This window comes from Nonomuraea sp. NPDC003707 (assembly GCF_053587055.1).
In genome coordinates this window covers 85,838-99,914 of sequence record NZ_JBSFNK010000002.1, presented here as the reverse complement: position 1 = coordinate 99,914, position 14,077 = coordinate 85,838, and the positions used below count along the sequence as shown (strand labels likewise).

14 protein-coding genes and 1 riboswitch are annotated in these 14,077 nt (G+C 72.2%); of the genes, 6 read left to right on the top strand and 8 right to left on the bottom strand.

Translation table 11 applies throughout. The features are described from left to right. Nucleotides 1-231: 231 nt before the first annotated feature. Nucleotides 232-1,152, bottom strand: coding sequence for a methylenetetrahydrofolate reductase [NAD(P)H] (metF, locus tag ACWDRB_RS04470; RefSeq protein ID WP_363963605.1), 921 nt, complete (start codon nt 1,150-1,152; stop codon nt 232-234). Between the two features lie 169 nt (nt 1,153-1,321). Here metF and ACWDRB_RS04465 point away from each other — a divergent pair, with 169 nt between their 5' ends. Continuing rightward, entirely contained in the window at nt 1,322-2,389 is a 1,068-nt protein-coding gene (locus ACWDRB_RS04465; RefSeq protein WP_397365997.1) for a polyprenyl synthetase family protein, read from the top strand. 186 nt (nt 2,390-2,575) lie between these two features. On the opposite strand, the gene thiE is transcribed toward ACWDRB_RS04465, so the two are convergent. The 3 genes from thiE to ACWDRB_RS04450 are packed head-to-tail and all read right to left on the bottom strand — an operon-like array spanning nt 2,576 to nt 4,781. Next, entirely contained in the window at nt 2,576-3,229 is a 654-nt protein-coding gene (thiE, locus tag ACWDRB_RS04460; protein WP_449891840.1) for a thiamine phosphate synthase, read from the bottom strand. After that, nucleotides 3,207-3,581 carry an Rv2175c family DNA-binding protein gene (locus ACWDRB_RS04455; RefSeq protein ID WP_357705314.1) on the bottom strand — a complete coding sequence of 125 codons (375 nt, stop codon included), beginning with the start codon at nt 3,579-3,581 and terminating at the stop codon, nt 3,207-3,209. Before ACWDRB_RS04455 ends, thiE begins: the two co-directional genes overlap by 23 nt. A gap of 30 nt (nt 3,582-3,611) precedes the next feature. Then, complete coding sequence (locus tag ACWDRB_RS04450; protein WP_449891839.1) at nt 3,612-4,781, bottom strand: NAD(P)/FAD-dependent oxidoreductase; 1,170 nt, start codon at nt 4,779-4,781, stop codon at nt 3,612-3,614. 53 nt (nt 4,782-4,834) lie between these two features. Continuing rightward, nucleotides 4,835-4,952, top strand: a riboswitch (TPP riboswitch). Between ACWDRB_RS04450 and thiO the strand changes: the two genes are divergently transcribed. The 4 genes from thiO to pknB all read left to right on the top strand — a co-directional run bounded on the left by thiO (nt 4,942) and on the right by pknB (nt 9,079). Further along, nucleotides 4,942-6,057, top strand: coding sequence for a glycine oxidase ThiO (gene thiO, locus ACWDRB_RS04445; protein ID WP_449891838.1), 1,116 nt, complete (start codon nt 4,942-4,944; stop codon nt 6,055-6,057). (Overlaps the previous riboswitch by 11 nt.) Then, complete coding sequence (gene thiS / locus ACWDRB_RS04440) at nt 6,054-6,254, top strand: sulfur carrier protein ThiS (RefSeq protein WP_350729053.1); 201 nt, start codon at nt 6,054-6,056, stop codon at nt 6,252-6,254. The genes thiO and thiS overlap by 4 nt, the downstream gene beginning before the upstream one ends. Then, nucleotides 6,247-7,002, top strand: coding sequence for a thiazole synthase (locus ACWDRB_RS04435; RefSeq protein WP_350729052.1), 756 nt, complete (start codon nt 6,247-6,249; stop codon nt 7,000-7,002). Before thiS ends, ACWDRB_RS04435 begins: the two co-directional genes overlap by 8 nt. 172 nt (nt 7,003-7,174) lie before the next feature. Next, entirely contained in the window at nt 7,175-9,079 is a 1,905-nt protein-coding gene (gene pknB, locus ACWDRB_RS04430) for a Stk1 family PASTA domain-containing Ser/Thr kinase (protein ID WP_449891837.1), read from the top strand. A gap of 113 nt (nt 9,080-9,192) precedes the next feature. Here the strand turns inward: pknB and alc are convergent, their stop codons facing one another. Genes alc through ACWDRB_RS04415 form a run of 3 tightly spaced genes read right to left on the bottom strand, consistent with a single transcriptional unit; the run spans nt 9,193 to nt 12,605 of the window. Next, nucleotides 9,193-10,143, bottom strand: a complete 951-nt coding sequence (gene alc / locus ACWDRB_RS04425) for an allantoicase (protein ID WP_449891836.1) — start codon at nt 10,141-10,143, stop codon at nt 9,193-9,195. 2 nt (nt 10,144-10,145) lie between these two features. Then, the gene (allB, locus tag ACWDRB_RS04420) at nt 10,146-11,450 is read right to left on the bottom strand and encodes an allantoinase AllB (RefSeq protein ID WP_449891835.1); all 1,305 of its coding nucleotides are present in this window, start codon (nt 11,448-11,450) and stop codon (nt 10,146-10,148) included. Next, nucleotides 11,451-12,605, bottom strand: a complete 1,155-nt coding sequence (locus tag ACWDRB_RS04415) for a glycerate kinase (RefSeq protein WP_449891834.1) — start codon at nt 12,603-12,605, stop codon at nt 11,451-11,453. 290 nt (nt 12,606-12,895) lie between these two features. Between ACWDRB_RS04415 and ppk2 the strand changes: the two genes are divergently transcribed. After that, on the top strand, nt 12,896-13,780 hold the full coding sequence (ppk2, locus tag ACWDRB_RS04410; protein WP_350729045.1) for a polyphosphate kinase 2: 885 nt from the start codon (nt 12,896-12,898) through the stop codon (nt 13,778-13,780). A 56-nt stretch (nt 13,781-13,836) separates the two neighbouring features. Here the strand turns inward: ppk2 and ACWDRB_RS04405 are convergent, their stop codons facing one another. Further along, complete coding sequence (locus ACWDRB_RS04405; RefSeq protein WP_364251357.1) at nt 13,837-14,049, bottom strand: EF-hand domain-containing protein; 213 nt, start codon at nt 14,047-14,049, stop codon at nt 13,837-13,839. Between the last annotated feature and the right edge of the window lie 28 nt (nt 14,050-14,077).

Below are 14,077 nucleotides of genomic sequence, written 5' to 3'. Positions count from 1 at the left end.
CGACGGCCGGCGGAACGCGAAGCGACGCGCCCAACCCCAGCGCGCCTCCCCCACCCGGAGTCCGACTCCGCCCAGCGCGCCTCCCACCCGGCGTGCGGCCCAGGTCCGCACAACCCCTCTCCGGCGCAATGCGTGCGGCGGGCGGCCACGTGCGGGTCAGCGGGCGTCTTCCTGGAGGCCACGGGCGGCGGGTGGCGCCGCCCGTGCTCCGCCGTAAAGAACGACAGGTTTTCAGGCGGAAAGGGGCACCGCGTCGAGGCGTTGGAAGACCTCGCGCGACGCGCTGGAGCGGTTGAAGGTGATGAAGTGGATGCCCGGCGCGCCCTCGTCGAGCAGCCGCCGGCACAGCTCGGCCCCGTGCTCGATGCCCAGCCGCCGCACCGCCGCCGGGTCGTCGGCGACCTCCTCGAAGCGGGCCGCCACCTCCGCCGGGAACGGCGCTCCCGACAGCTGCTCCGAGCGCGCGATCGTGCTCATCTGCGTCACCGGCATGATGCACGGGATGATCGGCGTGTCGCACCCCCTGGCCGCCACCCGGTCGCGCAGCCGCAGGTAGTCGTCCGCGCGGAAGAACATCTGCGTGATCGCGTAGTCGGCCCCCGCCTCGCACTTGCGCACGAAGAACTCGGTGTCGCTCTCGATGGACGGCGAGCGCGGGTGCTTGTACGGGAAGGCGGCGACGCCGACGCAGAAGTCGCCCGCCTGCCTGATCAGCCGCACCAGCTCCTCGGCGTAGAGGACGCCTTCGGGGTGCTGCAGCCACTCGGCCGTCGGGTCGCCAGGGGGGTCGCCGCGGACGGCCAGGATGTTGCGCACCCCGGCGTCGGCGAAGCGCCCCACCAGGTGACGCAGCTCGCGGATCGAGTGGTTGACCGCCGTGAAGTGCGCCACGGGCGTGAGCGTCGTGTCGTGGGCGATCCGCTCGACGATGTCGACCGTGCGGTCACGCGTGGAACCACCCGCGCCATAGGTCACCGACACGAACGTCGGCCGCAGCGACTCCAGCTCCCTGATCGCCTTCCAGAGCTGCCGCTCTCCCTCGTCGGTCTTCGGCGGGAAGAACTCGAAGGAGAACGACCGGCCACCGGCGGCGAGCATGTCGCGGACGGTGGGAACACGATCGGGCAGGATGGAGGGTCGACCAAGCGCCATGTGCCAAGGTTACAGGGACCTCGCCGACTCAAGGTCACGGCCGTGTCACCCCTGCCGCCACAGCCATGTCACCGGCACGAGCGGCACATCGCCGTCCACGCCACCCCAGATGCCCCTATTGGGACACCTGCACATCCGCTCCCCCGCACGCGGCCACTAGTCTCAAGGCATGACCACTGACGCCGTTGGCATGAACACCCTCCGCACACAGGTGGAGCGTGCCCTCGGAGAGTTCGTCGAACGACAGCTGCCCGCCCCCGGTGACCCCGAGCTCGAGCCGCTGCGCACAGCCGCCGACGAGTTGCTGGCCGGCGGCAAACGGCTGCGTCCGGCGTTCTGCTACTGGGGCTGGCGCGGCGCGGGCGGCACGGACGTGCCCGCGATCTTCACCGCGGCGGCCTCGCTGGAGCTGCTGCAGGCCAGCGCGCTGGTGCACGACGACGTGATGGACAAGAGCGACCTGCGCAGGGGCATGCCGTCCGCGCACCGCCGGTTCCAGGCGCTGCACGAGAAGTCCGCCTGGTACGGGTCCGCGGAGCAGTTCGGCGAGGGCGCGGCGATCCTGCTGGGCAACCTGCTGCTGATCTGGTCGGGCGAGATGTGGCGCACCAGCGGCCTGCCGCCCGAGTCCCTGGCGGCGGCCCAGCCCGTGCACGACCACATGCGTACGGAGCTGATGTGCGGCCAGTACCTCGACCTGCTGGAGCAGGCGCACGGCGAGAACACGTTCGAGTCGGCGCTGCGGGTGGCGCTGTTCAAGAGCGGCAAATACTCGGTGGAGCAGCCGCTCAGGCTCGGGCTGGTGCTCGCCGGCGGCAAGCTCGCACCCTGGATGGACGAGCTGTGCACGGGTTACGGCACGCGGGTCGGGATCGCGTTCCAGCTGCGTGACGACATCCTGGGGGTGTTCGGCGACCCGGCGCAGACGGGCAAGCCCGCCGGAGACGACCTGCGGGAGGGCAAGCGGACGATGCTCGTGGCCCGCACGCTGGCTGCCGCGTCCCCGGGTGCGGCGCAGACCGTCCGGCGGCTGCTGGGGGATCCCGGGCTGGACGAGCACGGGGTGGAGACGCTGCGGCAGATCATCGACGAGACGGGCGCGCTGCAGGAGTGCGAGGACCTGATCGGCGACTATCTGGGGGACGCGCTGTCCGCGCTGGACGAGGCGCCGATCACGGTGGAGGCGCGCGCGGCTCTGACGGAGCTGGCCATCGCCGCCACCTCCCGCAAGACCTGACCTGACCTGTCCTGGGCAGGGATCGCCACCCTGGGCCCGGCCTCCGACTCGGCGGCGCCCGTGTGGTGGCGGGCGCCTCGCGGGTCACAGGGCCCCGTACGGCCGGGCGGCTTCCTGTGGTCAGGTGGCCGCCGCGGTCAGGGGCTCATGTCGGTCAGGGGCTCATGTCGGTCAGGGGCTTGTCGGTCAGGGGCTTGTCGGCCAGGCGGAGGACAGGCGCTTGGCGAACTCCGCCGCCGCCGCGCCCGGGTCCTCCGCGTCCGTGATCGCGCGTACGACCACCACACGGCGCACGCCGTACGACATCACCTCGTCCAGGTTCGCGAGGTCGACGCCGCCGATCCCGAACCACGGCCGCGAGGTCTCCAGCGCCGCCGCGTGCCGGAGCAGCGGCGGGCCGGGGGCCGGGCGGCCGGGCTTGGTGGGCGTGGGCCAGATGGGGCCGCAGCAGAAGTAGTCGACGCCCGGCTCCGCTGCCGCGGCGGAAGCCTCGGCCGCGGAGTGGGTGGACCGTCCGATGACGATGTCGTCGCCGAGTATCTCTCGCGCGACCGTCACAGGAAGGTCGTCCTGCCCCAGGTGGAGCACGTCGGACCGGGCGGCGTAGGCGACGTCCGCCCGGTCGTTGACGGCCAGCAGTTTGCCGTGCCGGTCGCAGGCGTCGCGGAAGACTTCGAGGAGCGCGAGTTCTTCGCGGGCCTCCAGACCCTTCTCCCGCAGCTGGATGATGTCCACGCCGCCGGCCAGCACCGAGTCGAGGAACTCCGCCAGGTCGCCGCGGTCGCGGCGGCCGTCGGTGCAGAGATAGAGGCGGGCTTCAGAAACCGAGGGCTTGGGCACGCCGCTTGACCTCAGTATGACGGCCGGCCTTGATCGCCTCGATGGGCGATCCGGGCAGGGACTCGTCAGGGGTGAAGAGCCAGCGCAGCGACTCGACATCGTCGTAGCCGGCGTCCAGCAACACGGTCAGCGTGCCGGGCAGGCCCTTCATCACATCCTTTCCATCGAGGAACACAGCGGGCACCTGTGGCCCGCCGCCCCCCCGGCGTACGCCGAGCAGCTTGTGGTCCTTGAGGAGTTGCTTGGCCCGCCCGATCGAAAGGTCTAGGCGCGAGGCCACTTCGGGGAGCGTGAGCCACTCGTCGACGAGTTGGTCGGTCTCCCGGTCGATCTGTGCAACAGAAAGCGTCACGAAACCACAACTACCACATGCCGTGCTTGCTCAAACAACACAATCCCGTAGAGAGACTTCTGGATCTACCAGGCGTTCCGCGTCGAGACGGTGTCCCGCGTCGATGATTCTGCGCCCCTGTACGAGGTCTCGCGGCCGGTCCACGGCGAGCACCGCGGCGAGGGCGTCGTCGGCCGTGAGCCAGACGGCCGACCACTTGCCCTCCGGCTCGCCCCGGTAGATCAGGCGCTCGCCTGCCAAATGATGACCGGCGTATTGCACCATGTGCCCGAACTGTTCCGACCAGAAGTACGGAACGGGATCGTACGCGACGTCCTCGCCCAGCAAGCTCGCGGCGGCCACCTCGGGGGCGTTGAGCGCGGTGTCCCAGTGCTCGACCCTGAGCCTGGTCTGCCAGCGGCGCGACCACCAGGCGGCGCAGTCGCCGACGGCGACCGTGTTCGGGAGGGAGGCGCGCAGGTGCTCGTCCACGACGACGCCGTTGTGGAGGTCGATGTCGGCGCCGGTGAGCCATTCGACGGCCGGGCGCACGCCGATGCCCGTGACCACCACGTGGGCGTCCACGAACTCGCCGCCCACCAGCCGCACGCCGCCCTCGTCCACGGAGTCGACCATGGTGTCGAGCCGCAGGTCGATGCCGTCGTACCAGCGCTCGGTGCGGGCCCCGATCTCGGCGCCGACGGCCGTCGCGAGCGGCGCCGGGCCGGCCTCGATCACGGTCACCGCGCACCCGGCGCGGCGGGCGGCGGTGGCCACCTCCGCGCCGATCCAGCCGGCGCCGATGATCGAGACGCGGGCGCCGGGGACGAGCATGGCCCTGAGCTCGTGGGCGTCGTCGAGCGTGCGCAGCACATGTTGCGGGCCGTCGCCGGGCAGCCTGATCGGCTCGGCGCCGGTGGCGATGACCAGCCCGTCGTAGCCGAGCTCGCCCTCGGTGGTCTCCACGACCCCCTCGCGCAGCGCCTTGGCGCTGACCCCCGGCTGGAACACCACGTCGAGCGAGGCCAGGTCGGTGTCGACGTAGCTGGTGTCGGCGTCGCCGAACAGCACGGCCTTGGACAGGGGTGGACGGTCGTAGGGGCGATGCCGTTCCTCGCCGACCAGCGTGATCCGCCCGCCGAACCCCTGTGCGCGCAGCGCCTCCACGGTGCGCACTCCGGCCAGGCCCGCTCCCACCACCACGACTTCGTTCACGTTCATGACCCTAACGTGGGCCGGTGTCCGGGCGTCGCAGCGAGGCCGTAGGCTGGGGGCGTAAGACGCGCGGGAGTCCGGCCGTGACCGGGCTGAGAGGAAGGCTGCCATCGGGCCTTCGACCGCAAGACACCTGATCCGGATCATGCCGGCGAAGGGAGCGCGGATGGATGTGATCGTGGGCGGCGGGGTCGTCGGCCTCTCGCTGGCCTGGCGGCTTGCCCGCGAAGGGCGGCCCGTCACCCTGGTGGACCCGGCCCCCGCCTCGGGGGCCTCACACGCGGCCGCGGGGATGCTGGCGCCGGTCAGCGAGGTCACCTACACGGAGGTGCCGCTGCTGCGGCTCGGTGTGGCGTCGCTACGCCGCTGGCCCGCCTTCGCCGCCGAGCTGGCCGCCGACGCGGGGCTGGCCGGCCCCGAGGCCCTGGACCTGCGCTCCGAGGGAACGCTCGACGTGGCGTTCGGGGCGGACGACCTGGCCGCGCTGGACGAGCTGGCCGCGTACCTGGAGAAGCTGGAGCTCCCCGTCCGGCGGCTGACCGGCCGCGAGTGCCGCCGCCTGGAGCCCATGCTGGCCCCCTCGGTGCGGGGCGGGCTGCTGGCCGTCGGCGACTCCTGGGTGGACCCGCGCCGCGTGACGGCGGCGCTGCTCGCCGCGCTCGACCGGCGGGGAGTCCAGCTCGTACGGGCGCGCGTCGGCGAGCTGCTGCGCGACGGCGGCCGGGTCACAGGGGTACGCCTGGAGCCGTCCGGCGGCGACGACCGGCGAGCCGAGCTGCGGGCGGAGCGGGTGATCCTGGCGGCCGGGGCGTGGAGCGCCGGGCTGGCCGAGGTGCCGGTCCGGCCGGTCAAGGGGCAGATCATGCGGTTGCGTTCGCCGCAGCCGCTGCTCACCCGGTGCGTCCGCGGCACCGTGCACGGCACGCCGGTCTACCTCGTCCCCCGGGGCGACGGCGAGCTGGTGGTCGGGGCCACGCAGGAGGAGATGGGCTTCGACACCAGGGTGACCGCGGGCGGGCTCTACGAGCTGCTGCGCGACGCCAGGGAGCTGGTGCCGGGCATCACCGAGCTGGAGGTCTCCGACGTGGTGGCCGGGCTGCGGCCGGGCACGCCGGACAACCTGCCGCTCATCGGCCCGAGCGGCACCCCTGGGCTGGCGCTGGCCACCGGCCATCACCGGGGCGGCGTGCTCCTGGCGCCGCTCACTGCGGACATCCTGCTGGGCGAGGAGGGCGAGCTCGCGGCAATGTGCTCGCCCGGGAGATTTCGGGATATTTCATGATTGTGATGATCAACGGGGCCTCGCACGAGGTGGCCGACGGCACGACCGTGGCGCAGGCCGTACGCACATTGACCACGGCCACCACCGGAGTGGCCGTGGCCGTCAACGACGAGGTGGTCACGCGGAGCTCGTGGGAGACGACGGCGCTCAGCGACCGTGACCGGGTGGAGGTTCTGACGGCGGTGCAAGGTGGATGATCTGATCATCGCCGGGGAGAGCTTCTCCTCCCGGCTCATCATGGGCACCGGCGGCGCGCCCTCGCTGGACGTGCTCGACCAGGCGCTGGCCGCGTCCGGCACCGAGCTGACCACGGTGGCGATCCGGCGGCTCGACCCGAACGCCCGCGGCTCGGTCCTGGACGTGCTGCGCAAGCGGGACATCAAGGTGCTCCCCAACACCGCGGGCTGCTTCACGGCTGGTGAGGCCGTGCTGACGGCGCGGCTGGCCAGGGAGGCCCTCGGCACGAACTGGATCAAGGTCGAGGTCATCTCCGACGAGCGGACCCTGCTGCCCGACCCGATCGAGACGTTCGACGCGGCCGAGCGGCTGGTGGCCGACGGGTTCGTGGTGCTGCCGTACATCGGGGACGACCCGGCGCTGGCCCGGCGGCTGGAGCAGGCGGGCTGCTCGGCCGTCATGCCGCTGGGCGGGCCGATCGGCTCGGGCCTCGGCATCCGCAACCCGCACAGCATCGAGCTGATCGTGGAGGCCGTTTCCGTGCCGGTGGTGCTCGACGCGGGCATCGGCACGGCCAGCGACGCCGCGCTGGCGATGGAGCTGGGCTGCGCCGCCGTGATGCTGGCCACGGCGGTCACCAGGGCCCAGCGGCCCGATCTCATGGCGGTCGCCATGAAGCAGGCCGTGGAGGCCGGACGGCTGGCGCGGCTGGCGGGCCGCATCCCGCGCAGGCGCTACGCCGAGGCCTCCTCACCGATGACTCCCTGACCGGAGTGCCGATGCCCCCTCCGCCGAGTGCCGGTGGCCCCCGGGCCGAGTGACGGTGGCTCGCTGACCCGAGGGACGCGTGGGGAGCTGGGACGTTCCAACGGGAACGTCTCAGCATCGGTTTCGGGCGGCGAGGCCCTCCCAGTGGCAAAACGCCCGTAAACTCAGCGGGGTGGATACGACGACTGCGGACCCCCTGGTCGGGCGGCTCCTCGATGGGCGCTACCGCATCGAGAGCCGGATCGCCCGGGGCGGTATGGCGACCGTCTACCTCGCGCTGGACGTCCGCCTGGACCGGACGGTGGCGCTGAAGGTCATGCACGGCTCACTGGCCGAGGACCCCGCGTTCGTGCGGAGGTTCATCGGCGAGGCCAAGTCGGTTGCCCGCCTCTCACACCCCAACGTGGTGCACGTCTTCGACCAGGGCACGGACAACGACGTCGTCTACCTGTCGATGGAGTACGTGCCCGGCAAGACGCTGCGCGACATCCTTCGCGAGCGCGGCAGGCTGCCCGCCCGCGAGGCGCTCGAGATCATGATCCCGGTGCTCGCCGCCCTCGGCGCGGCCCACCAGGCCGGGATGGTCCACCGCGACGTGAAGCCGGAAAACGTCCTGATGACCGACGACGGCCGGGTCAAGGTCGTCGACTTCGGCCTGGCCCGGGCCATCGAGGCCACCAACCAGACCCGCACCGGCGTGATGATCGGCACCATCGGCTACATGGCGCCCGAGCAGGTCACCACCGGCGCCGCCGACGTGCGCAGCGACGTCTACGCCGCGGGCATCATGCTGTTCGAGCTGGTCACCGGCCAGCAGCCGTACGACGGCGCGACGCCCATGTCGGTGGCCTACCGGCACGTCCACGACACCGTGCCCGCGCCGTCCTCGGTGTTCCCCGACGTGCCGCCGCTGATCGACACGCTGGTGACCCAGGCGACGGCCCGCGAGCCGGACCAGCGCCCCGCCGACGCGACCGCGATGCTCGTGGCCGCCGTCGACGCGCACCGGATGCTGCCGCGCCTGACCAACCCGCCGACCTCCCACGCCCAGACGCAGGTGTTCAACGCCTCCGGCGCCGCCTCGATGCCCCAGCCCGCCCCCGCCCACACCTTGATCCAGCCGCGGGCGGAGGTGCCGCCGCAGCGGCAGCGGGCGGGGTTCAAGCCCAACTGGTTCCTGGTGCTGCTGGCCGGGGTGATGGTGGTCGCGGTCGGACTGACCGGCTGGTACTTCGCGCAGCCCGAGATGGTCTCCGTCCCCGACCTGGTCGGCAAGAACCTGGCGCTGGCCAAGAGCAGCGCCGCCGCGGCCGGTTTCAAGGTCCAGGAGGCCGACGGCGTCAACAACGAGAAGATGGCCGCGGGCCTGGTCCTCAGCACCGACCCGGCGGCCGCCACCGAGGTGGAGAAGGGCACCACGATCACGCTGGTCCCCTCGCTCGGGCCCAAGCGCGTCGCCGTGCCCAACACCGAGGGCATGACCGGCGACCAGGCCCGGGCCAAGATCGCCGATGCCGGGCTGACCGTGGGCGTCGTCAAGCGGCTGGCCAACCAGGAGGTCGAGCGCGACAAGGTCATCCGCACCTCGCCGCAGGTCGGCGAGAAGGTGCGGGAGGGCGCCAAGGTCGACATCTACGTCAGCGCCGGCCTGGTGATGCCGGACGTCAACAGCATGCCCAAGGACGAGGCCGCCCAATATCTCGGCGGTCTGGGCTTCCAGGTGCAGGTCAACGAGGTCGACGACGACGCCGAGCCGTGCACGGTCATCGCGCAGACGCCCAAGGCGAAGTCCGAGGTGGACAAGGGCGCGCAGGTCATGGTCACGGTGGCCCGGTGCCAGACGGACTTCTGGGACTGGTTCAACGGCGACAGGGACGACGAGGCCCGCGACGACCAGCAGTTCGCCCTGGTGCCGGCGGTGATCGGCAAAGAGGTCAGGGACGCCAAGGCGGAGTTAGAGGCGCTGGGGTTCAAGGTGCGGGTGCAGCGGCTGGGCAACCGCGGGGTGGTCCAGTTCCAGCGGCCGTTGCCCAACAGCGAGCGGCCGCAGGGGGCCACGGTCGTCCTCTGGCAGTGAGGTCCCTTCGGCGACGCACGGGCGATCACCGGAACGCCCGCGCCGCCGGCAGAGAGCCGTCGCACGGGTGAGGCGGCGCTGAGGCTTGGGCCGCCGCCACGACCTGGGGTTGGTCAGGGCGTGGCGAGGTGGCCGTGGAGGCGGACGCGGGCCAGGCCGCCGTCCGGGTAGATGTCCACCCGTACGTGCGTGACCGGGTCAGGGTGGGCCAGGCGGAAGCGGTGCGGGGTGTCGGGCTGCAGGCGGCTCCTCGGGAGGAGCTCCACCTCCCGGTCACCGTCCAGGCCCGTCAGCGAGACCGCGCCCGGCGCGTTGAACAGCAGGTTCGTGGTGTCGATCTCGGCCAGACCGATCACGCCGCGCCCGGCCAGCCGGATGACCAGCCAGTCGTTCCCGTCGCCGCGGCGGCGGGCGGTCTCCCAGCCCTCCGCCTGGTGGCGGGCCAGGCCGGGGGCGATGGCGTTGTTGGGGGCCGAGTAGAACTCGTTGGAGCAGGCGGTGACCAGCGCGCCGTTCGCGAGCGCGGCCAGGTCGAGGCCGAGCCCGTCGTACACGGACAGGTCGGGCCGCGCCTCCCCGTGCACCCGGAGGCGGGCGACGCCGCCGTCGGGGAAGATGCTCAGCCGCACGTGGGTGAACCGGCGCTCGTCGGTGACGGCGAAGTGGTGCTCGCTGTCACCGGTGAGCTCGGCCCGGGGCACGATCTCCGTCCACGCAGCGGCCTCGAGCTCGGCCGGGGAGGGGTGGCCCTCGACCGAGGCCGCCTCGACGCGGGCGTGGGGCGGGTAGTTGCCCTTGAACCAGGCCGTGTCGATCACCACGCCGCGGATCACGCCGGGGACGCCGAGCCGTACCAGGGCCCAGTCGTGGCCGGGCGAGCGGCGGCGGCGGGTCTCCCACCCGTCGTAGACCTGCCCCTTGCTCCCGAACGTCTCCGCCTGGAAGCCGGGCCGTCCCGGCCGGATCAGGCTCTCCTTCTCGGCGAACGACTCGTCGCTGGCCGCCACGACCGAGCCGCCGAGCGTGCGCAGGGCGAGGTCCGGCAGGGTGCTGAAGCCTGGCAAATCTACTGCTCTCCCAACAGGAATCGTCCGTGCGGCACGTCGTCCACGGGCCGCCCGCGCAGCCAGGTGGTCAGTACGGCGCCCTTGAGCACCTGGCCGTGGTACGGGGTGACCGGGTTCTTGTGGTGCAGGCGCGCGGCGTCCACGGGGTTGTCGGCGGCCGGGTCGAAGGCCACCAGATCGGCATCATTACCCGGCTTTATCCCGCCTTTTCCGGGAATGTCGGCCATCGCCGCCGGATTGGCCGACATCCAGCGCACCACGTCCCCCAGCCCGTACCCCCTCCGCGACGCCTCCGTCCAGACCGCGGGCAGCCCGAGCTGGAGCGAGGCGATGCCGCCCCAGGCGGCGGCGAAGTCGGGCACCTTGAGGTCGGCGGGCGAGGGCGAGTGGTCGGACACGACGCAGCTCAGCACGCCCCTGGCCAGCCCGTCCCACAGCAGGTCGCGGTTGGCCTCGGAGCGGATGGGCGGGCAGCACTTGTACGCGGTCGCCCCCTCGGGCACCTGCTCGGCCGCCAGCGTCAGGTAGTGGGGGCACGTCTCCGCCGTGACCGCCACCCCCTCGGCCTGGGCCGTCTCCAGCACCTCCAGGCAGGAGGCGCTGGAGACGTGCAGGATGTGCACCCGGGCGCCGGTCCGCGCCGCCAGCCCCACCACCCGCGCGACGGCGCTGCGCTCCGACTCCCCCGGCCGCGACTCCAGGAACTCCCGGTACGTCGGCCCGGCCGGCTCCCCGAGCAGCGCCGGGTCCTCGGCGTGCACCACCATCACGCCGCCGACCGCGGCGACCTCGGTCAGCGCCTCCCGCAGCTCCGAGTCGCCGAGCGGCGGGAACTCCTCCACCCCCGACGGCGACATGAAGCACTTGAACCCGAAGACCCCGCGCTCGCGCAGGGGCGCGAGGTCCTTGACGTTGCCCGGCACGGCCCCGCCCCAGAAGCCCACGTCCACGTGGCACTGCCCCTCGGCGGCCCGCAGCTTGGCCTCGAAGGCGGCCACGTTCACGGTGGGCGGGAGGGAGTTGAGCGGCATGTCGAGGATCGTGGTGACGCCTCCGGCGGCGGCCGCCCTGGTCGCCGAGCCGAACCCCTCCCAGTGCGTCCGCCCCGGTTCGTTGACGTGCACGTGGGTGTCGACCAGGCCGGGGAGCAGGACCAGGTCGCGCAGGTCGATGTCCTCGGCGGCGTCGAGCGGGGCGTCGTAGTCGTACAGGCCCGCGATCTTCTCGCCCCGCACGGCCACCGCCGCCGCCCGTTCCCCCTCGGGGGTGACGGTGCGGCGGGATCGGATCACCAGATCGATCATCTAGTCCCCTTGGAGATGGACGGCGGCCAGCCGCGCGGCCAGGCGTTCGAGCAGGGGCCCGGCCTCGGCCATGCAGCGCTCGGGGTCGGGTTCGAGGTCGGTGAGGGCGTAGGCGGCCTCGATGCCGGCGGCCCGCAGCTCGTCGTCGGTGAGCGTACGGCGCCCGCAGACGGCCACCACGGGGACGCCCGCCTCGGCCGCGGCCCGCGCCACGCCGACGGGGGCCTTGCCGCGCAGGGACTGCTCATCGAGCGACCCCTCGCCGGTGATCACCAGCCGCGCGTCCTTGACCAGCTCGCCGAACCCGAGCAGGTCGAGCAGGTAGCCGATGCCGGGCCGGATCTCGGCGTGCAGGAACGCCAGCGCGGCGAACCCCACCCCGCCGGCCGCCCCCGCCCCCGGCGCGCCCGCCACGCCCATCGCGCGCGGCGTGTCGTCGTGCTCGACCGCGCCCATCAGCCCGTGAGTGGCGGTCGCGACGGCGGCCAGCCGGGTCAGGCCGGCCTCCAGCGTCTTGACGTCGTCCGGGGTGGCGCCCTTCTGGGGCCCGTAGACGGCGGCGGCGCCGTGCGGGCCGAGGAGCGGGTTGTCCACGTCGCTGGCCACCACGAACTCCACGCCGGAGACGTCCGTGAACCCCGACAGATCGATCCGGGCGAGCTCCTTCAGCGCGGCCCCGCCCCGGGGGAGGTCGCCGCCGTCGGCGTCCAGCAGGCGCGCGCCGAGCGCCTGCGCCATGCCCGCTCCCCCGTCGGTGCAGGCGCTCCCGCCCAGCCCCAGGACCACGCGCTTGGCGCCCCGGCGCACGGCGTCCGCGATCAGCTCGCCCGTGCCGTGGCTGGTGGCGGTCAGCGGCTCGTGCCCGCCGGGGAGGCGGCGCAGCCCCGACGCCTCCGCCAGCTCCACCACCGCCGTCGCGTCGGCGTCCTGCCAGGCGTACGAGGCGGAGATCCGCTCGCCGGTGGGCCCGGTGACCTCGATCGTGACCCGGCTGAACCCGCCGGCCACGGCCGCGTCCACGGTGCCGTCGCCCCCGTCGGCCACCGGCAGCTCCACCGTGGGCACGCCGAGCCCGGCCGAGACCCGGGCGGCCACCTCGGCCGCCGTCAGCGACCCCTTGAACTTGTCGGGGGCGACCAGAACCTGCTGAACCACTACGAACCCCTACAGGATGGTGAACAATGTCCTGACACGCCTTCCTGCCCGGTGCGAGCGGGCAGGAAGGCGTGGCCCATCATCTTGACACTGGTGTGTTCCAAGGAACCACACCGGTACGCCGGCGGCCAGGACGACCGCACGGTGCTGGTGATGCCGTACGGCATTAACCCGATCGTCCCGAATTGTTCCCCTGATGGCTTGGCGGGTACGGGAAGCTGATGCGAGGCGGAAACGACGAGGCGGTGGGCGTGAAGCAGGTTGCCCTTCCGGACACGGAGCAGGTTCGCTTGCTGGATTCGACGCCGGGCCTGATCGTGGACGACAGTGACGATGACGATCCGGTACTGCTGCGGCCTGACGGCAGCCCGTTCGACACCTGGCGCGAGCACTATCCGTATCCCGAGCGAATGCAGCGGCAGGAGTACGACCGCGTCAAGCGGCTGCTGCAGATCGAGTTGCTCAAGCTGCAGTACTGGGTCAAGGCGAACGGGGAGCGGCTGGTCATCCTGTTCGAGGGCCGGGACGCGGCGGGCAAGGGCGGCACCATCAAGCGGTTCATGGAGCACCTCAACCCCCGCGGCGCCACGGTGGTCGCGTTGGAGAAGCCGTCGGAGCGTGAGCGCACCCAGTGGTACTTCCAGCGCTACATCGCCCACCTGCCCGCCGCCGGGGAGATCGTCCTGTTCGACCGCTCCTGGTACAACCGTGCCGGGGTCGAGCGCGTGATGGGCTTCTGCACCGAGGCCCAGTGCCGCGAGTTCATGCAGCAGGCGCCGCAGTTCGAGGGGGCCCTGGTACGCGACGGCATCCGTCTGATCAAGCTCTGGTTCTCGGTGACCCGCTCCGAGCAGCGCACCCGCTTCATCATCCGCCAGGTCGACCCCGTGAGGCAGTGGAAGTTGTCGCCGATGGACCTGGCCTCGCTCGACAGGTGGGACGACTACACCGTCGCCAAGGAGGAGATGTTCCTCCACACCGACATCGCCGAGGCTCCCTGGACGGTCATCAAGAGCAACGACAAGAAGCGCGGCCGGGTGGAGGCCATGCGTCACGTGCTGAGCCTGTTCCACTACGACAACAAGGACTACGAGGTGGTCGGCACCCCGGACCCGCTCATCGTCCGGTCGGCGGCCGACATCTTCGAGGAGGACCACACCGGCCTGCCCGCGTGACCGACGGGCGTCGCGGCCGGTTCTTCGACGCGGATGCGCCAGGTGACCCGGAAAGGTCAGGAGACCGTGCGGATGAACTCCTCCAGCGAGTAGCGGCCGTCCTGGTCGGAGTCGGCGGCCTGGCTCATCGCCCCCAGCGCCTCCGCCGGGAGACCCGGGAAGTGCCGTGTCAGCTCGGCCTCGCTGATGTAGCCGTCGCCGTCTGTGTCGATCGACGCGAAAGTGCTCTTGAGCTGCGCCAGCCGCTCGTCGGGGAGTTCCTCGGGCATGGGATCGCCTTCCTGCTCGTTCGGGACA